This window comes from Streptomyces sp. AMJ-169 (assembly GCF_055597585.1).
In genome coordinates this window covers 62799-81232 of the sequence record NZ_JBVLTJ010000017.1, presented here as the reverse complement: position 1 = coordinate 81232, position 18434 = coordinate 62799, and the positions used below count along the sequence as shown (strand labels likewise).

The following is an 18434-nucleotide window of genomic DNA, read 5'->3' as shown; positions in this document are numbered from 1 at the left end:
CCTGACCGGGGAGGGCCCGCGCGGTTTCTACCAGATCGCCTCGACCCACTCCGGGTGGTCGATGAACGGGTTGCGGTTGTGCTGGTAGGTGTCGTAGATGACCTGGTTGCGGCGCTCCTCGAAGGCGCTCGGCGGGTCCTGCTCGTTCCACGCCTTCAGGACGGACAGCTTGCCCATGAACGGGTTGCTGCCGTTGCCGACCTTCTCGTTCGGCTCCAGGTCGGCGAAGCCGTCGTCGCCCTCGTAGCGCACGGCCATGTAGAGGATCATGCGGGCGACATCACCCTTGTCCGCGTCGCGCGGCTCGAAGGAGTCCGAGTCGGACTTGCTGCCGCCGCCGTTGGTGACGGCGCTGCCGCCGTTGTCGAAGTCCAGGTTCCCGCGCGTGCTGTTGACCTGGACGTCCGCCGGACGCAGGTGGTGCAGGTCGGTGCCGGGACCGGTCACCTCGCCGAAGTCCCCGTGCGACTTGGCCCACACGTGCTCCCGGTTCCAGTCGCCGACGGCACCGCCGTTGAGCGACTTGCTGCGGGAGACGCCGCTGTACAGCAGCAGCACGTTGCTGCTGTTGTTCGGGTCCTGGTCGGTCGCCTTCAGCGCGTCCCAGACGGCCGAGTACGAGATCTTCGTCTGGCTGCTGATGATCGTGTGCAGCGAGGACTTCAGGCTCGTACCGGTCTTGCCGACCGCGTTCTTGTAGTACGTCGCGTCGTACGCCGTGGTCGTCGCGGCGGCCGGGGTCGCGGTCACGACGGGGGCGGTGAGGCCCACCAGGACCGTCGCGGTCGTCAGAGCCACTGACTTCCAGCGGCGGCGGATGCGTGTCGCCAGCATAACGAGTGTCCCATCTACGCGGGTTGAGGAGCGGCGCCAGATGGGAGAGTGGCATGGACATGCAGTCATGTAAATGAATGCGACGTGTCCATCCAGTGTCAAGAAACGGCAAATCGGTGGCGATCTACGCGAGTTGACCGCCCGCGAAGCACAAACCGCGGTTCCGGTAACGGCAAAACGGTAAAGCGGCCTCCCCACGCCGAGGTGGGGAGGCCGCTTCCGTGGAGTGGTGGGACCTTGGGGTCAGTTCAGGTCCGACGGGTCCAGGCGGTAGATCGTCGAGGTGTTCGACGTGGACGAGGACTCGGTGCCGGACTCGGTCGTACCCGAACTCGCCGTGGAAGACGCGCTCTTGCTGTACTCGCTCTCCTTCACCGCCGTCGCGTGCGCCTGCACCCACGCGGTGACCTCGGAGGTGACGTTCGAGCCGCCGCCCATCCCGCCGCCGCCCATGCCGCCGCCGAGCTGGATGTAGTGCAGCTCGCCCTTCTTGACCAGTTCCTTCAGCTTGGCGAGGGTCATCGCCTTGTCGCTGCCGGACCAGCCCCACATGGAGATCACCGGCTCCTTGCTGGAGAGGATGAGCTGCGCCGCGCTCTGCGAACTCGACACCGCCAGCAGCCACTTGGCGCCGTCCTGGTGCTTCTTCAGGTAGGTGATCAGCTCGCTGTTCGCGCCGCCCATGCCCATGCCGCCGCCCATGCCGCCCCCGCCGGGGCCGCCGCCGGTCATGCCGCCGGCGCCCGAACCGGCCTCGCCGGCCTCGGAGTTGCCGGGCGCGGAGCGCGCTTCGGAGCCGGAGCCCGAACCCGCCTCGGAGCCGGTGCCGCCGGGTGCCTGCCCGCCGGGCAGTTCCCCGCTCCCGCCGCCCTGCTGACCGTCGCCCTGACCGCCCTGGCCGTCGGCCTGACCCTGCCCGCCGCCCGGGAACCCGCCCATGCCGCCCTCCTGGCCCTCCTGCCCGCCAGGGAACCCGCCGCCCATGCCGCCGCGCTGGCCGCCCCCGCCGGGACCCCCGCCGAAGCCGCCGCTGCCCGTGCTGGGCCCGGCCGTCGGGTTGGTGCCGCCCATGCCGCCGCCCGTGCCGGACGGGACCGACCAGGCGTACGCCGCCGGGCCCGCGACCGAGGCCGCGACCGCCGCCGCGATAGACGCCGCGAGCAGGCGGGTCTTCGTGCCGGAGCGGAAGAGGATCAGCCCGACGACGGCGAGCGCCATGACGACGCCGATCGCCGGCCACAGCCAGGTGTTCCAGCCGGAGGCGCGGCGCAGCAGGACGATCGCCCAGACCGCCGTCGTACCGAGGGCCAGCGGGAGCACCCACACCCAGCGCTTGTCGGTGCGCAGGGCGCGCAGGAGCATCGCGCCACCGCCGCCGCACAGGGCCGCGATACCGGGGGCCATGGCGGTCGTGTAGTACGGGTGCATGGTGCCCTCGGCCATGCTGAAGGTCAGGAAGTGCAGGCCCAGCCAGCCGCCCCAGACCAGCAGGGTGGCGCGGGTGAGGTCGGTGCGCGGGGCGCGTCCGCACAGGACGAGCGCGCCGACGAACGCGATCGCGGCGAACGGCAGCAGCCAGGAGATCTGGCCGCCGAGGATGTCGTTGAACATACGGCCGATGCCCGCGGTGCCGGAGAAGCCGCCGCCGCCACCGCCCCCGCCGCCTCCGCCGCCCATGTTGCCGTCGCCGCCGAAGACGCGGCCCAGGCCGTTGTAGCCCATGATCAGGTCCCAGGCCGTGCCGTCCGTCGAGCCGCCGATGTAGGGGCGCTCGGAGGCGGGCACCAGGGAGACCGCGGCGGCCCACCAGAAGGACGAGATCGCCAGCACGACGCCCGCGAGGGCCAGGTTGACGATCCGCTTCACCAACTTGGGCTTCGCGGCGTACAGGTAGACCGCGAAGACGGCCGGGAGGGCGATGTAGCCCTGGAGCATCTTGGTGTTGAAGGCGAAGCCGAAGCAGGCCGCCGAGCCGAGCAGCGGCAGCACCTTGCCGTTGTCGACGGCGCGCAGCGCGAGGGCCGCACCGGCCGCCATCAGGAACACCAGGAGCGTGTCGGGGTTGTTGTCGCGGTTGATGGCGACGGTGATCGGGGTGAGCGCGAGCACCAGCGCCGCGACGGTCGCCGCGCCGTGGCCCCAGGCCTTCTTCACCGTCGAGTGGACGAGCCAGATCGTGCCGAGCGCGACCGCGATCATCGGCAGCATCATCTGCCAGGTGCCGAAGCCGAGGATCCGGCAGGACAGGCCCATGACCATCAGCGCGAACGGCGGCTTGTCGACGGTCATGAAGTTGCCGGCGTCCAGCGAGCCGAAGAACCAGGCCTTCCAGCTCTCGGTGCCGCTGAGCACCGCCGCGCTGTAGAAGCTGTTCAGGCCGGACCCGGAGAGGTTCCAGGAGTACAGGACCGCCGCCAGGACCAGGATCGCGAGCAGCGCGGGCAGGGACCAGCGCGGCGCCTTGTCCGGCGGCGCCGCGGGGTCGCCCGGCGGCGGGGGATCGGCGGACACGGTCGTGTGGGGGTGGGGATCGGTGGCAGAAGTCACCCCAGCATGCTGGTCGGCCGGGGTTGGCGACCGCTGTGCCGAAGCTGGCCGTCCGCTGTGAAAACGCAAAGGGCGGGGTAACGCGCCGTCCAACCGTTGCCCAACCGTTGCCGGTCGAACGCACAACCATTCCCTCGAACTGATGAGTCATCTCCGGTATGACATTCACCCGTTCGAGACGCCGGGCCCTCGTGGCCACCGCCCTCGGCACCGGCTTCCTCATCACCGGGGTCGCCGCGGCCCCGGCCTCCGCCGCCGCCCCCGCCGTCACCTGCACCTCGGCCAAGGCGGCCCTCGCGACGAAGCTGAAGAAGGACATCACCACCGCGATAGGCACCCGCAAGGGCACGGTCGCCGTCGGTGTCTACGACCGCACCACCAGCACCACCTGCACCCTGCGCGCCGGATCCGCCTACGACTCGGCGAGCGTCGTGAAGGTGACCGTCCTGTCCACCCTCCTGTGGGACGCGCAGAAGACGAGCCGGGCCCTCACCGCCCGCGAGAAGTCCCTCGCCACCGCGATGATCACCAAGTCGGACAACGCCTCCACCACCACCCTGTGGAAGCAGCTCGGCACGGCCAAGGTGAACGCCTTCCTCAAGGCCGCCGCGATGACGCAGACCAAGCCCGGCGCGAACGGCTACTGGGGCCTCACCCAGATCACCGTCACCGACGAGCAGAAGCTGCTGAAGCTCCTCGCCGCGAAGAACACCGTCCTCACCGACGCCTCCCGCGCCTACGTCAACGACCTGATGAGCAAGGTCATTTCGGGCCAGCGCTGGGGCACTCCGTACGGCGTCCCGAGCGGTGTCGCCGTCCGCGTCAAGAACGGTTGGCTCCAGCGGGCGACCAACGGCTGGCGCGTGCACAGCGTCGGCACGTTCACCGGCGGCGGCCACGACTACACGATGACGGTCCTCACGCACGGCAACGCCACCATGAACTACGGCATCGCGACGATCCAGGCCATCGCCAAGGTCGTCCACGCCGATCTCAAGGCGTCCTGATCCCAAGGGCCTTGAGGTCCAAGTGCCCTGATCCCGAAGCGTCCTGAAGGAGTTGGGCCGGGGGACACCTGGCGGCTCTACCGTGGCGCGTATGCGCCTGAGAATCGCCCTCGCCACCGCGGTGGCCGCGGCCTCCCTGACCGCCGCGTCCCCGGCCACCGCCAACCCGCCCACGGACCACGCCTGTTCACCGGCCGTGTCCCTCGACGGCTTCACCGACTCGCTGGACAAGACGACGTACGACGCGACGCCCGTCGGGAACTTCTCGGCGCTGGCGGCGGACAGGGACGGCACCCTCGCCGCCCTGTCCGACCGCTCCGCGCTCTTCTCCCTCGACCGGCGAACTCTCCAGCCCCGCAAGGTAGTTCCGCTCGCCGACGAGTCCGGCGCCGCCCTCGACTCCGAGGGCCTCGCCATCGAACGCGACGGCACCCGCCTGATCACCTCCGAGATCGAGCCCTCGGTACGGCGTTACAGCCCCGACGGCCGGCTCCTGGGCCGCCTCCCCGTCCCTGACTACCTGCGCGTCGCCCCCGCCGGGCGGGCCGTCTCCAACGGCACGTTCGAGGGGCTGACCCTCTTCGACGGGGGCCGCCGGCTGCTCGCGGCGATGGAGTACCCGCTGGCCGGTGACAACGCGGTCCGTTTCCAGACCTGGAAGCGGCAGAGCGGCGGGACGTACGCCCTCGCCGCGCAGTACGCCTACCGCGCGGACACCGGACTCGGCGTCCCCGAGGTGCAGGCCCTGCCCGACGGGCGGCTGCTCGTCCTGGAACGCGGGTACACCGCGAACGTCGGCAACACCGTCCGCCTCTACCTCGCCGACCCGCGCCGCGCGAGCGACACCGGCGGGGTGGAGTACCTGACCGGCCAGGCGGGGGTGCGGACGGTCACCAAGACGCTCCTCGCCGACCTCGCCGCCTGCCCCTCGCTGGGCGCCACCGCCAAGCAGCCCCAGCCCAATCCGCTGCTCGACAACATCGAGGGGATGGCGGTCGAGGGGCGGGCCGGGGACCGGCTGCGGGTGACGCTGGTCAGCGACGACAACGAGAACCCTGTACAGACGACGCGGTTCTCCTTCCTGCGGGTGCGGGTCGGTTGACCTGAGGGGGCGGCTGATCCGCAAAGGGTCAGCCGCCCCCGCTCACCTCCCCGCCGCCGCCCCCCCGCTCACCCCGCCGTCCCCTCCTGCGCCCCGTCCAGCAGCCCGCTCTGCGCCGTCAGATACGCCAGCTGGGCCCTGCTGTTGCTGCCCAGGAGGTCCGAGACCTTCTTCAGGTGGCTGGCGACGCTGCGGGTGCTCATGCCGAGCCGGCCGGCGATGGCCGCGTCGGTGTAGCCGTCGACCATCAGGCGCAACACGCGTAGACGTGTCTCATCGGTGAGCAGCTGCGGGCGGTGGTGGTCCTCGGCGTAGACGACCGGCTGCGCCCGCTCCCAGGTGTGCTCGAAGACCGACACGAGGAAGTGGACGACACCGGGGTCGGTCACCCGCAGCGCGTGATCGCGGTGCTCCTTCTCCACGTCGGGGATGAACGCGACCGACCGGTCGTAGATGAGCAGCCGGTCGAAGACCTCGTCGACGGTGCGGACGCCGACGCCGACCTCCGTGACCGCCTTGATGTACTCCAGGGTCGGCCCGTGGGTGCGCACGGTGTGCTGGTAGAGCCGGCGCTGGCGCACCCCGCGCTCACGGGCCTCCAGGGCCAGCGGGAGGGCCTGGGCGAGCAGGTACTGGGGCCGGCCGCCGCCCGGGTGCGCGGAGAGCGCCTCGGTCCGCGCGCCGCGCACGGCGTCGTCGATCGCGGCGGTGATGACGGCCTCCCCGGTCAGCCGCTGCACCGAGCCGCCGTCGCGCTCCCGCAGGTCCCGGTAGACGCTCTCCACCTGGGCCATCGTGGCGCGGGCGGCGGCCATGGCGCGCTGCTGGTCCAGGATGCGCTCCTCCAGCGGCCTGGTCAGGGTCACCAGCGCGGTCTCGGGCGGCACCGGCACCAGCGCGTGCGGGTCGTCCACGGCCGGCGTGAGCAGCCCGAGCGACGCCAGACAGTCCGGGGCCCCGTCCCGCAGGGCGCGGCCGTGCCGGACGGCGTTCTGGTAGAACGCGATTCCGGCGGAGCAGAGTTCGGCGGGTAGCTCGACTCTGCTTATGTCTGTTTTGCCACACATATCGTCATCCCCCTTCTGACTTCTGCAACGCACGATCATGAACCCCGTCGTGTCTTTCGGCAAGCATCCCTGTACGGGCAGTCTTTGGTCGTGCGGGCAGGACCTCGAAAACTGCCCGGAACAAACAGGGGGAAAAAATGAAGCGCGTCGTATTGATCCGCCGGGTCGCCAGAGTGTTCGCCGCTCTCGCCGTGGCCTCCGTCGCCTACTCCGGCGCCGCCACGGCCGTCGCCCACCCCGCGCCGACCGGCGCGGCCACCGCGTCCGTCCCGGACGACGACCGCTGGGGCTGAAATCCCCGTTACCCCGGGTATTTCTGTCGGCTCGTCAAGAATCTTTACGTGAATTTAAGGAGTGCTTTTCGATGACCCTTGCCGTAGCGGCTCCCAAGTGCCTCGTCTGTGACACCGAATTCGAGGTGCAGGCCGACTGGGAAAAGGGCGAGATCACCGAGTGCGGCGCCTGCGGGCAGGAGCACGAGGTCGTGGTGAAGACCGACGCCGAAACGCGTCTTGACCTCGCTCCCGAGGTCGAGGAGGACTGGGGCGAGTGACTTCCGCCGACCGGGTCCTGCTCTCGGTCACCATGCTCCGCCCCGAGGAGAAACTCCTCCTCGGGGCGCTGCGTGACCGGGGCCTGGACGCCAGCCCGCTGCTGACGGAGGACCTGGCCGGGGTGGTCGCGGGCGACAGCGCCCCGCCCGCCCTCGCCCTGATCCGCAACCTCTCCCACCGCGACGCGATCGGCGTCGCCCGGCGCCTCGAACACGCCGGGGTCACCACCCTCAACCGCGCGTCCGTCATCGAGACCTGCAACGACAAGGGCCTTCAGGCCCTGCTCTACGCCCGGCACGGCATCCCGCACCCGGTGACCCGGCACGCCTACAGCTACGACCAGGTCCGCGAGAGCGTGTTCGCGCTCGGGCTGCCGGCCGTCGTGAAGCCGGTCAGCGGCTCCTGGGGGCGCGGGGTCACCAAGATGGCCAACGCCGAGTGCGTCGAGGCCTGGGCCGGCGGCCGGGAGTCCGCCGACGCGGGCGGGAAGCTGTTCCCCGTCGTCGTCCAGGAATACGTCGACAAGCCCGGCCACGACCTGCGCGTGGTCGTCGTCGGCCGCACCCCGGTCGTCGCCATCGAGCGCGCCTCCGACGACTTCCGCACCAACACGCACCTCGGGGCCACCGTCCGCAGGGTCGAACTGACCGCGGAGATCGAGAAGTTGTGCGCCCAGGTCACCGACCTCCTCGGGCCCGGCTTCTACGGCGTCGACCTGGTCGAGGACCGGGCCGCGGGGCAGCTGCTCGTCCTGGAGACCAACGCCAACCCGGAGTTCGCCAAGTCCTCCGCGCAGCACGGCGTGGACGTGGCCGGGCTGCTCGCCGACCACGTCGCCGAGCAGCTCACGACGACACCCGTAGCCGCCTGAACCGGAGACCACCCACCGTCATGGAACTGTTCGACACCGCGACGGTGCTCACCCGCGTCCTCACCTCGGGCGTGGTCATGAGCATCGAGAAGAGCGACCGGGAACTGCCCGGTCTGGAACGCCTGCTGACCAAGAAGACCGGCCGCGCCAAGGCCGTCCTCCTCAACAGCCGCACCGGCGCCCTGCACGCCGCCCTCGCCGGCCAGGGCATCGGCCACGGCAGCGCCGTCAGCCTGCCCGACGTCACGCCCGAGACCGCCGCCTTCCTCGGCTGGCTCGGCGTCACCGTCACCGACGCGGGCGCCCCGAAGCCGTACGACTTCCTCGCCCTCGACGCCGAGAACGCGTACACGCTGGGCGAGTTCACCTCCACCGCCCCCGCGCTCGTCGTCGACCTCACCGGGCTCGGCTTCGGTCCGGCCGCCGCCGTCCTCACCGACGACGAGCGGCTGTGGGCGCGCGCCGAGCGGCTGAAGATCTTCGGCGCCTACGACCTGCGGACCATGTGGACGCAGGAAGAGGCCGACGAACAGCTCGTGCCCGGCGTGCAGTTCAACTACCGGCTCAGCCCGCTGGTCGCCGCCTGTGTGCGGATGGCCCTGACCCAGGCGGCCCGGCCGGCCGCCACCTCGGGAGCGCACCAGTGATCACCGACTTCCCCGCGGCCCCGCTGCCGCTGCCCGACCCGGCCGACGTGGACGCCGAACTCGCCGCGCTCGGCGGCGCCGAGATCATCCCCAAGGCGCTGCGCCGCACGCTCTTCCCGGTCATCACGAAGGAAGACGTCTTCAACCTGATGCTGGCCGCGCGCCAGGCGCCGCAGAAGGTCGTCGCGGACTTCGCGGAGGCCTACCGGGCGTATGTGGGCGCCGAGTTCGCGCTGCCCACCGCGAGCGGCACGTCCAGTCTCCACCTGGCTCTGGTCGGCGCGGGGGTGCGACCGGGCGACGAAGTCATCGTCCCTGCCTTCACGTTCATCGCCACCGCCCAGGCCGTCGTCGCCGCGCACGCGATCCCCGTGTTCGTCGACATCGACCCGGTGACGTACTGCATGGACCCGGCCGCCGCGGCAGCCGCGATCACCGGCCGCACCCGTGCGCTCATGCCGGTCCACGTCCACGGACTGCCCGCCGACGTACCGCAGTTGCGGGCGCTGGCCGACGCGCGGGGGATCGCCCTCGTCGAGGACGCCTCGCACGCGCACTCCGCGAAGATCGGCGGCCAGGTCGCCGGGTCCTTCGGCGACGCGGCCGGGCAGAGCCTGATGGCCGACAAGAACTTCCCGCTCGGCGGCGAGGGCGGCATCGCCTTCTTCGCCCGGCAGGAGTCCTACGACCGCGCCGTCGCCTACCTCGCCGAGCACGGCATCGACTACGGCATGTCCTGGATCGCCGCCGCGTTCGGCGCGAGCCAGCTCAAGCGGCTGCCGTACTACGACGAGATCCGCGCCCGCAACGCCGCGCTGCTCGGCGAAGTCCTCGACGGCACCGGCCTGTTCACCCCGCCGCAGGTCCCCGAGGGCCACGTCCACGCGTACAACATGTACCGCACGACCCTCCACCCGCAGGCCGTCGGACTCGACGACCTGCCGGTGTTCGCCGTCAAGGAGGCCGTGCACGAACTCCTCGTCGCCGAGGGCGTACCGGCCCGCGAGTGGCAGAACACGCCGATCCCCTGCCACCTGCCGTTCCGCCGCCGCGACGGGTTCGGGGGCGGCTACCCGTTCAGTCTCAACCCCGGCGCCGTGCGCGACCACGCCCCGCAGGACTTCCCCGTCACGCTCGGCATGCTCGACTCCACGCTGGTCCTCTGCCGCGAACTGCGCTCGCCCGTCGAGTACGAGCGGATCATCAGGTACGCCGACGCGTTCCGCAAGGTCGCCCGCCGCCCCGACGCGATCCGCAAACTGGTCCAGGAGCGCGACTACCGGCGGCCGTACGAGAAGGCGGCCCGCCTTGGCTGAGCCGTACCGCATCCGGGTCGCCGTGATCGGCGCGAGCGGGTACACCGGCGGTGAGGTGATCCGCCTCCTGCTCGAACACCCCTGCGTGGAGCTGGCGTTCCTCTCCGCCGAGCGCGCCGCCGGGCAGTCCGTCGGCGCCGTCCACCCCTGGCTGCGCAACCACCCCCGGGCGGCGGCGCTGAAGCTGCGGCCCCTCGCCGAACTGGGCCAACTGGAGCCGGTGGACGTGGCGTTCACCTGTCTGCCGACCGGCGCGCTGCCCGAGCGGCTCGAACTGATCGCCGCGCACGCCAAGCGGGTCCTCAACCTGGGCGGCGACTACCGGCTGCGCGACGCGGCCGAGGTCCGCAGCCACTACCCGAAGACCGCCGAACACCCGCCGCCGGACGAATTCACCTACTACATCCCCGAGTTGAGCGCGGAAGTGCCGTCGGGCCGGTTCGTCAGCCTGCCCGGCTGCATGGCCGTCACCACCATCTACGCCCTCCACCCGCTGTTCGCGCAGGGGCAGTTGGTGACCGACGGGATCGTCGTCGACGCCAAGACCGGCTCCACCGGCGGCGGCCGGGACAGCGGCGAGCCCCCGGCCGAGCGCTCCGGCAACTTCCGGGTGCACAAGCTCTACGGCCACCGGCACGCCCCGGAGATCCGCCAGGCCCTCGCCGACCTCACCGGCGCGGCGGTGAACCTGCGCTTCTCCACCCACAGCCTGGACGTCCCGCGCGGCATCCTCGTCACCGCGTACTCCGAACTCCGCGACGGTGTCACGGCGTTGGACGTCAAGCGGGCCTACGCCAAGAGTTACGTCGGCAAGCCGTTCGTGCGGGTGCGGCCCGCGCCGAAGGCGCCGCAGGACTTCCCGATGCTGAAGGCCGTCGTCGGCTCCAACGTCGCCGAGGTCGCCGTCGCCGTCCGCGACGGGCAGTGCGTCACCGTCGCCGCCCTCGACAACCTCGTCAAGGGCGCCGCCGGGCAGGCCGTCCAGGCGATGAACCTGATCTGCGGGTTCGACGAGTCGGCCGGGCTGCCGAGCACGGCGGTGTCGCCATGAGCGCCCGGCCGCTGTACGTGATCAAGGCGGGCAGCGCGACCCTCGACCGGGAGACCGTGTTCAAGGAGATCGCCGACCTCGCCGGACGCGGCGCCCGCGTCCTGCTGGTCGCCGGGGGAGCCACCGGGATCGAGCGCCACTACCAGGCGATCGGCCGCCCGATGCCCCAACTGCGCCTGGCCAACGGGGACTCGGTGCGCTACTGCCCGCCGCAGGAGATGGCCCACCTCGTCGACGCCTACCAGCAGGTCACCCTGCCGGCCGTCGAAGAGGGCCTGAAACTCCACGAGTTGAGCGTCTTCACCGCCGTCGCCGCCCGGGGTTCGCTCGTCACCGGGCGCGCCAACCGGCCGCTGAAGGCGGTGTCCCCGGCCGGCCGCGCCCTCGTCGTGCGCGACCACCGCGCGGGGGTCCCCGCCGACGTGGACACCGTCCGGCTGGCCGCGCTGCTGGACGCCTACGACGTCGTCTGCCTCGCGCCGCCGGTCGCCGACGCGGCCGGCGGGGCGCCGCTGAACGTCGACGCCGACGTCCTCGCGGCGGCCCTCGCCAACGCCCTGCACGCCGACCACGTCCGCCTCGTCACCGGCACCCGGGGCCTGCTCACCGACCCCGACGACCCGGGCTCGACGCTCACCGACGCCTGCCTGGGCGACGCGGCGCGCTACGCCGGCGGGCGGATGCGGCAGAAGGTCCGCGCCGCCGAACTCGCCCTGGAGGGCAGCGCGGACGTCGCGATCACCGGCCCGCACACCATGGACGAGCCGACCGGCTGGACCCGCTTCTGGCGCACCCGCGAGCCCGCCGCCGACCTCACCCTGCTGACCCGCGTGGTCGGCGTGCCCTCGGTCTCCGGGGACGAGGCCGAACTCGCCGCGTTCCTCGCCGAGTGGTGCCGCGAGCGCGGCATGGACGCGCACGTCGACCCGGCCGGCAACCTCGTCGCGAGCCGGGGCCGGGGCCCGCGCCGGCTGCTGCTCATGGGGCACCTCGACACCGTCCCGCACGTGTGGCCCACCGAGTGGCGCGACGGCGAGCTGTGGGGGCGCGGCAGCGTCGACGCCAAGGGCTGCCTCGCCGCGTTCCTCGAGGTGCTGGCGCACGCCGACATCCCCGAGGACGGGCAGGTCATGGTCGTCGGCGCGGTCGAGGAGGAGATCTCCTCCTCCAAGGGCGCCTTCTACGCCCGCGACCACTACCCGGCCGACGCCGTCGTCATCGGCGAGCCCAGCGGCGCGCAGACCCTCACGCTCGGGTACTTCGGGCTGTTCAAGCTGAGGGTCACCGCGTCCGTGCCGGCCGGGCACTCGGCGGGCATGGCCGCCGTCTCCGCGCCCGACCGGCTCATCGAGGCGCTCGCCGGGATCCGCGCGGACGTCCTCGCCCAGGCGCCGGACGCGCTCAGCGCCGTCATCGACGTCTCCTGCGCGACCGGCCGCGAACAGGGCCTGGCCACCGGCATCCTCAACTTCCGGGTGCCGCCGGGCGCCGACCTCGACGCCCTGCGCGCCGCCGCCCTCGCCCATGTGTCCGACGACGTCTCGATCGACGTGCTGCGCGCCACCCCCGGGTACGCGGGCGGCCGGACCGGACCGCTCGTGAAGTCCTTCACACGGGCCTTCGCGGACGTCGGGGTGCGGCCCCGGTTCGTCGTGAAGAAAGGCACCTCCGACATGAACACGCTGGCCACGAGCTGGCGCGGGGTGCCGATGGTCGCCTACGGACCCGGTGACTCCGCCCTCGACCACACCGACGAGGAGCGCATCGGGGCGATGGAGTACCGCACCGCGCGCTCGCTGCTCGCGGACGCCGTGAACCGGTGGCTGGCGCTGCCGGAAGGGAGCCGGACGTGAGCGTCACCGACGTACGTGAGGTTGAGATCGCAGAGGTCGCGGACATGCTGGCCCTGCGTGCCGTCGAGGCCCGCCGGCTCGTCGTCGACATGGCGGCCAGTCCGCGCGGCTGCCATCTCGGCGGCAGCCTCTCCGTGCTGGACATCCTGATCGCCGCCCTGCACCGGGCGGCGGCCGGGGACGGCACCGAAGTGGTGCTCAGCAAAGGCCACGCGGCGGCCGGACTGTACGCCGCGCTGCACGTCAGCGGGGTCCTGCCGGAGAACCCGGCGCCCCGCTACGGCCTCGCCGGCGAACCGTTCACCGGACACCCCGGGCCGAAGGTTCCCGGCGTCCGCTTCCCCACCGGCAGCCTCGGGCACGGCGTCCCCTACGCGGCCGGCTGGGCGCTGGCCCGGCGGCTGCGCGGCGAGTCCGGCCTCGGGATCGCGGTCGCCGGGGACGGCGAGCTCCAGGAGGGCCTGGTCTGGGAGACCTGCCAGGTCGCCGCCGCGCAGCAGCTGGGCCGGTTCGTGCTGGTCGTCGACGTCAACGGCGGGCAGAACGACGGGATGGTCGCCGACATCTCCCCGCTGCCGGGGCTCGCCGACCGCTTCCGGGCGTTCGGCTTCGAGGCCGCCGAGACCGACGGCCACGACCTGGCCGCCCTCACCGCCCTGTTCACCGCCGGCCGCCCCGCCACCGGCCGCCCGCTGGCGGTCCTGGCGACGACCGTCAAGGGCAAGGGAGTTCCGGCCGTCGAGGGCAAGGCGGCCTCCCACTACGTGACGATCGACGCGGCACGGGCGGCCAAGTGGAAGCGAGTCATACGATGACCACCGCACAGGCCCCACAGGGCACCGGCCAGGAAGCCGCCCCGCCTCCTCAGCCCCTCTCCGGCCGCGACGCCTACCGCGACGAACTCGCGCTCCTCGCCGCCGATGACAGCGCGATCGTCTGCCTCGAAGCCGACCTCGGCGGCAAAGGCCACCCCTTCCAACTCGCCCATCCGGACCGCTTCTTCAACCTCGGGATCGCCGAGGGCGCGATGGTCGACATGGCGGCGGGGCTCGCGGCCGGCGGGTACAAGCCGTTCGTCAGCACCTTCGCCCCCTTCGCCGCCCTGCGCGCGGCGGAGAGCCTGAAGCTGACCCTGGGCTACCTGGGCGCCGGCGTCACGGTCGTCGCCCCCTACGCCGGAGTCTCCGGCGCCTGGTTCGGCACCACCCACCACTGCCTGGAGGACCTGGCGGTCCTGCGGGCCGTACCCGGCGTGGTCATCGCCGCGCCGCACGGCGAGGCGGAGATGCGCGCGGTGATCCGCGAGGCGGTCCGCTCCGGGCGCCCGCACTACATCCGCACCGGCCGCAACGCCCGCTACGCCTCCCTCCCCGGCGCGGACCAACTCCCGCTCGTCAACTGGGAGTCGGCGGACGGCGACGTCTGCCTGGTCTCGGTCGGCGAGGAGGGCACCCGCCTCGCCACCGAGGCCCGCGCCCAGCGTCCTGGCACCGCCCACGCCCACCTGGTGTACGCCGACCACGAGCACCTGGCCGAGGCGGCGCCCCGACTCGCGCGCCGGCACCGCACGTTCGTCGTCGTCGAGGAACACCGCACGCAAGGCGGCACGGCCGAGGCGCTGGCCCTCCTGCTGCCCCGCCGCGAGGTCGTCTCGGTCGCCGCCGACCGCAGCTGGCCGTCGTACGGCGGCGACCACGCGGAGGTCATGGCCGGGCTCGGCCTCGAACTCCCCGCCGTCCTCAAGGCGTTGGAGAACGCCGCGCCGCAGTCCACCCCCACCCAGCCGAGGAGCCTGTCATGCACGTCCTGATGATCGAATGCAACCCCAACGGTGTCGCCGGTATCGCCAACGCCCTGGAACTGGGCCACGACGTCACCCTGATCTCCGCCGACCCCGACTTCTACCTCGCGGCGTCCCCGCTCACCGAGGCCGCGTACGCGCACCCGCGCTGCACCGTCGTCAAGAGTGAACGCGCCTTCGTCGTCGAGGAGTTGATCGCCCTCGCCCGCGAGCTGCACGCCGCGAACCCGGTGCACGGCGTGACGACGTACAGCGAGTACCACACCGTGCACACGGCCGCCGTCGCCGAAGCGCTCGGGCTGCCCGGGATGAGCGTCGAGGGCGCCCGCAACGCCCGGCACAAGCACCGCACCCGGCTCACCCTGGACGGCAAGGCCGGTATCCGCCAGCCCCGGTTCGCGCACGTCGCCGACACCGACGACCCGGCCGCGATCGAGGCCGCCGTCCGCGCGATCGGCTTCCCCTGCGTCGTGAAGCCCTCCGACGGCACCGCGAGCCTGCACGTCCTGCACCTCAAGGACGAGGACGACCTGGCCGCGTACCTCACGGAGCTGGCGGCCGTCACCGACTACGGGCGCGGCGTCGTACGCGTCCCGGACGTGCTGATCGAGGAGTTCGTCACCGGCGAGCTGATCTCCGTCGAGTCCTGCGTCCTCGGCGCCGGCGAGATCGTCAACCTCGGGCTCACCGACCGCCCGCTGAGCGGCTTCCCGTACTTCATCGAGATGGGCGCCACCTACTTCTCCGGGCACCCGCTCCAGGACGAGCTGTTCGCGATGACGTCCCGTGTCCTCGAAGAGCTGGGCATCGACTTCGGGTTCATCCACACCGAGTTCCTGCTGGGCCCCGACGGGCCGGTGCTGTGCGAGGTCAACGGGCGGCTCGTCGGCGGGATCGTCCCCAGCCTGATGCAGCTCAGCTCCGGCGTCGACGCCTATCTGGAGGTCATCCGGCTGGCCCTCGGCGAGCGGCCCGAGCTGGCGTTCCCCGGTGAGGTCACCGCGGGCGGGCACTGGTTCGGCTCGCCGGTCGCCGGCACGGTCGAGGAGATCGGCTTCGCCGGGCTCGCCGAGCTGCCCGGCTTCCACAGCGCCCTCGCCTACAAGAAGCCCGGCGTCGCCGTCACCCGCCTCTCGCGCAGCAACTTCGACTGGATCGGCCACGTCATCTTCACCGGCGACGGCCGCGACGAGGTCAACAAGCGCTGCGAGGACGGCCTGGACCGCATCGGCCTGCGCCTCAAGGTGGAGGTCGCGCGGTGAGCGAGGCCACCGTACGAGGAGTCGCCGTCCCCGCCCTCGACCCCGGGAGCGTCTACGACGTCACCGCCGAGGACGGCGTCTTCACCGCCTTTTGCGAGGCGGGCCCGCGCGCGGGCGGCGAGCACGAGCTGTGGCCCGGCTACACCGAGACCCACGCGCACGTCGCGCTGCCCGCCAACTGGGACGACACCGCCGACGCCCCGGAGATCGTGGCGTTGCAGTACCTCTACCACGGGGTCACGCACGTCGTGGACATGTTCGGCTTCCCCCTGGTCGCCGACGCCTGGGCCGAGGGCGCCACCGCCTCGCCCTGGCCCTACCCCGAACTCGTCCACTGCGGGTACGCCGTCACCGCGACGACCGACACCGCCGGGCGCACCGGGCACGGCGTCGAGTTCCCGGCGCCCGTGCACATGCTGTCCGTCGAGGCCGACCTCGACCACGCGCTGGCCGCCAACGCGGCACGCGGCGGCACGTTCCTGAAGGTGATGTTCACCGACGGCACCGAACAGCCAGGCAGCCCCGTGAAGTTCTCCCGGATCTCCCGGGAGGTCCTCAGCTTCACCGCCCGCCTGGCCGCCGAGCGCGGCGTCACCGCCGTCATCGACTGCAACACCCTCCAGGAGACCCGCTGGGCCTACGAGTGCGGCTTCCGCCTCTTCGCCCACACCGTCCGCGACCGCACCCTGGACGCCGCCGACTGGAAGGAGTTCGAGGGCGCCCGCTTCATCTCGACCCTCGCGGGACTGCGCCCGATGGTCATGACCGGCGACGAGTTCCTCGCGGAGTACTCCCGCGAGGGCTTCGCCGAGACCCAGGACACCGCCAACCTGGACCTCGTACGCGGCATCGAGCAGCCCTACGGCGTCAAGTTCGGCGTCCAGGAGACCCGTACCGCCGCCCTCGGCGACATGCGGCGCAACGCGCTCGCCGCGCTCGCCGACGGCAGCCTGCTCGTCGGCACCGACTCCGGCAACACCGGCGCCTACCACGGCTATTCGCTGCTCGGCGAGCTGGGCCTGCTGCGCGGCTTTGACGCCTCGCTGGACGAGCCGCTGCGCCGCCAGGCCACCGTCGGCGGCCGGCGCTACTTCGACGAGCTGAGCGGCGCCCCCTCCGGCGCGCACCCGCTCAGCCCCGGCGCGCCCGCCACCTACAACCTCATCGACCCCGGAGCGCCCCTGACCGCGCTCCCGCTGCGCACGGCCGTGCACGGCGTCCCCGTCGACCGCCCGGCCGTGGCCGGGGCGATCGCCGCACTCCGCAGAAAGGCATCCCTGTGACCCCCGAACGCAGGCGGGCGCTCGTCGGCGTCAACGCCGGCATCTTCCTCGCCCACATCGGCAACTACATCTGGTTCCCCGTCTTCGTCGCCTCCCTCGGCGGCACCGACAGCGGGTTCTGGGCCGGCGTCGTGATGTGCATGACGTACGTGGGCCGGCTCGCCGCGACCTTCTTCTACGAGGGGTTCGCGGCCCGCGTCGGCATCCGGGGCGCCGTCTTCGCCGGTACGGCGCTGGAGGCGACCGCGCTCGGCGCGATGGGCTTCGTCGGCGGCGTCGCGGCCTACAGCGCCCTCGCCCTGTTCATCGGCTTCGGCTCGGGCACCGCCTTCCCCGGCCTGAAGAACATCCTCGTGTCCTACCCGGACGACGAGCGGCCCAAGGCGTTCTCCACGTTCCAGATGGCCGCGCAGGTCGGCCTGCTCGGCGGCGCGCTGATCGGCGGCCTCTTCGTCGGCCTGAACCTGCGCACCCTCTTCTCGGTCGTCTTCGCGATCTTCATCGGCTTCTGCCTGGCGTCGTCGGCGTTCATCCCGCGCGACGGGTTCGCGGCGACCTCCGCCCCCGCCGCCGACGGGACGAAGCCCCCGCTGTTCAGCACCGCCGTCTTCAAGGGCATCGAGGTGGGCGGCGCGACCCGCTACTTCCTGCTCTCGGCCGTGTTCTGGTTCCTGTCGATCGGCTTCATCGTCGGCATCCCGCTGCACATGGAGAAGTACGTCCCCGGCTGGGCGCCCTCCTCCCCGTTCTGGGTCACCGGCCTGGTGGTGCTGGTGCTCCAGTACCCCCTGTTCAAGGCGCTCATCAAGCGGCTGGAGCCCGGCACGGTCATGGCGATCGGGCTGGCCGGCATGACGCTGGCGTTCCTCGCGTTCGGCGCCGGGCGCGGCGCGGGCTGGGTGTTCGCGGGCTGCCTCGTCGTCGTCCTCGGCGACATCCTCTTCGTGCCGTCCTTCGACATGTGGGTCGCGCGCAAGGTCCCCGAGGAGCGGCTGGCGAAGGCGATGGGCGCCATGCACTTCTTCCGCAGCGCCGGGAACATGGCCGGCTCGCTCCTCGCGGGCGTCCTGTTCGACCTGTCCCAGTCGCTCGGCGTACCCGGTCTGAACTGGTACGTCGCCGCCGTCGTCGCCGCCGGCTGCGGGCTCGTCTGCCTGTCCGGGCGGACCGCCAAGGAGCCGGAGGAGGAGCAGGCCGTCGCCGGGATTGTTGCGGAGGGATGAAATCCGGTTCTGTCCG

Annotated in this window: 17 protein-coding genes; 14 read left to right on the top strand and 3 right to left on the bottom strand. The window is 72.0% G+C overall.

All coding sequences use genetic code 11. The features are described from left to right. Nucleotides 1-27: 27 nt before the first annotated feature. Both ACYUD3_RS32940 and ACYUD3_RS32935 read right to left on the bottom strand, forming a co-directional pair. Nucleotides 28-834, bottom strand: a complete 807-nt coding sequence (locus tag ACYUD3_RS32940) for an endonuclease I family protein (RefSeq protein ID WP_470978172.1) — start codon at nucleotides 832-834, stop codon at nucleotides 28-30. A gap of 243 nt (nucleotides 835-1077) precedes the next feature. Continuing rightward, nucleotides 1078-3381, bottom strand: coding sequence for a mannosyltransferase YkcB-related protein (locus tag ACYUD3_RS32935; RefSeq protein ID WP_470978169.1), 2304 nt, complete (start codon nucleotides 3379-3381; stop codon nucleotides 1078-1080). A 158-nt stretch (nucleotides 3382-3539) separates the two neighbouring features. On the opposite strand from ACYUD3_RS32935, the gene ACYUD3_RS32930 reads away from it, so the two are divergent. Together ACYUD3_RS32930 and ACYUD3_RS32925 are read left to right on the top strand one after the other, a co-directional pair. Next, the gene (locus ACYUD3_RS32930) at nucleotides 3540-4388 is read left to right on the top strand and encodes a serine hydrolase (protein ID WP_470978166.1); all 849 of its coding nucleotides are present in this window, start codon (nucleotides 3540-3542) and stop codon (nucleotides 4386-4388) included. A gap of 91 nt (nucleotides 4389-4479) precedes the next feature. Further along, on the top strand, nucleotides 4480-5490 hold the full coding sequence (locus ACYUD3_RS32925; protein WP_470978164.1) for an esterase-like activity of phytase family protein: 1011 nt from the start codon (nucleotides 4480-4482) through the stop codon (nucleotides 5488-5490). A gap of 68 nt (nucleotides 5491-5558) precedes the next feature. On the opposite strand, the gene ACYUD3_RS32920 is transcribed toward ACYUD3_RS32925, so the two are convergent. Then, nucleotides 5559-6557, bottom strand: coding sequence for a helix-turn-helix transcriptional regulator (locus tag ACYUD3_RS32920; protein ID WP_470978161.1), 999 nt, complete (start codon nucleotides 6555-6557; stop codon nucleotides 5559-5561). A gap of 137 nt (nucleotides 6558-6694) precedes the next feature. Between ACYUD3_RS32920 and ACYUD3_RS32915 the strand changes: the two genes are divergently transcribed. The 12 genes from ACYUD3_RS32915 (at nucleotide 6695) to ACYUD3_RS32860 (ending at nucleotide 18418) form a co-directional block, all read left to right on the top strand. Next, nucleotides 6695-6850 (top strand): hypothetical protein, encoded by a 156-nt coding sequence (locus ACYUD3_RS32915; protein ID WP_470978157.1) that lies wholly within the window; start codon nucleotides 6695-6697, stop codon nucleotides 6848-6850. A gap of 71 nt (nucleotides 6851-6921) precedes the next feature. Then, a complete protein-coding gene (locus tag ACYUD3_RS32910; protein ID WP_470978155.1) occupies nucleotides 6922-7110 on the top strand; it encodes a lysine biosynthesis protein LysW in 189 nt (62 codons plus the stop codon). Beyond that, nucleotides 7107-7982 (top strand): ATP-grasp domain-containing protein, encoded by an 876-nt coding sequence (locus ACYUD3_RS32905; protein WP_470978151.1) that lies wholly within the window; start codon nucleotides 7107-7109, stop codon nucleotides 7980-7982. Before ACYUD3_RS32910 ends, ACYUD3_RS32905 begins: the two co-directional genes overlap by 4 nt. A gap of 20 nt (nucleotides 7983-8002) precedes the next feature. Next, the gene (locus ACYUD3_RS32900; protein ID WP_470978148.1) at nucleotides 8003-8629 is read left to right on the top strand and encodes a PLP-dependent aminotransferase family protein; all 627 of its coding nucleotides are present in this window, start codon (nucleotides 8003-8005) and stop codon (nucleotides 8627-8629) included. Then, nucleotides 8626-9945 (top strand): DegT/DnrJ/EryC1/StrS family aminotransferase, encoded by a 1320-nt coding sequence (locus ACYUD3_RS32895; RefSeq protein WP_470978146.1) that lies wholly within the window; start codon nucleotides 8626-8628, stop codon nucleotides 9943-9945. Before ACYUD3_RS32900 ends, ACYUD3_RS32895 begins: the two co-directional genes overlap by 4 nt. Further along, on the top strand, nucleotides 9938-10996 hold the full coding sequence (gene argC, locus ACYUD3_RS32890) for an N-acetyl-gamma-glutamyl-phosphate reductase (RefSeq protein ID WP_470978144.1): 1059 nt from the start codon (nucleotides 9938-9940) through the stop codon (nucleotides 10994-10996). Before ACYUD3_RS32895 ends, argC begins: the two co-directional genes overlap by 8 nt. After that, nucleotides 10993-12849: a M20/M25/M40 family metallo-hydrolase gene (locus ACYUD3_RS32885; protein WP_470978141.1), complete on the top strand. Its 1857-nt coding sequence runs from the start codon at nucleotides 10993-10995 to the stop codon at nucleotides 12847-12849. Before argC ends, ACYUD3_RS32885 begins: the two co-directional genes overlap by 4 nt. Next, the gene (locus tag ACYUD3_RS32880) at nucleotides 12846-13664 is read left to right on the top strand and encodes a 1-deoxy-D-xylulose-5-phosphate synthase N-terminal domain-containing protein (RefSeq protein ID WP_470978139.1); all 819 of its coding nucleotides are present in this window, start codon (nucleotides 12846-12848) and stop codon (nucleotides 13662-13664) included. The genes ACYUD3_RS32885 and ACYUD3_RS32880 overlap by 4 nt, the downstream gene beginning before the upstream one ends. Next, nucleotides 13661-14659 carry a transketolase family protein gene (locus ACYUD3_RS32875; RefSeq protein WP_470978136.1) on the top strand — a complete coding sequence of 333 codons (999 nt, stop codon included), beginning with the start codon at nucleotides 13661-13663 and terminating at the stop codon, nucleotides 14657-14659. The genes ACYUD3_RS32880 and ACYUD3_RS32875 overlap by 4 nt, the downstream gene beginning before the upstream one ends. Next, the gene (locus ACYUD3_RS32870; protein ID WP_470978133.1) at nucleotides 14647-15912 is read left to right on the top strand and encodes an ATP-grasp domain-containing protein; all 1266 of its coding nucleotides are present in this window, start codon (nucleotides 14647-14649) and stop codon (nucleotides 15910-15912) included. The genes ACYUD3_RS32875 and ACYUD3_RS32870 overlap by 13 nt, the downstream gene beginning before the upstream one ends. Then, nucleotides 15909-17195, top strand: a complete 1287-nt coding sequence (locus ACYUD3_RS32865; RefSeq protein WP_470978130.1) for an amidohydrolase family protein — start codon at nucleotides 15909-15911, stop codon at nucleotides 17193-17195. Before ACYUD3_RS32870 ends, ACYUD3_RS32865 begins: the two co-directional genes overlap by 4 nt. Continuing rightward, nucleotides 17192-18418 carry an MFS transporter gene (locus ACYUD3_RS32860; protein ID WP_470978126.1) on the top strand — a complete coding sequence of 409 codons (1227 nt, stop codon included), beginning with the start codon at nucleotides 17192-17194 and terminating at the stop codon, nucleotides 18416-18418. Before ACYUD3_RS32865 ends, ACYUD3_RS32860 begins: the two co-directional genes overlap by 4 nt. The last annotated feature ends 16 nt before the right edge of the window (nucleotides 18419-18434 follow it).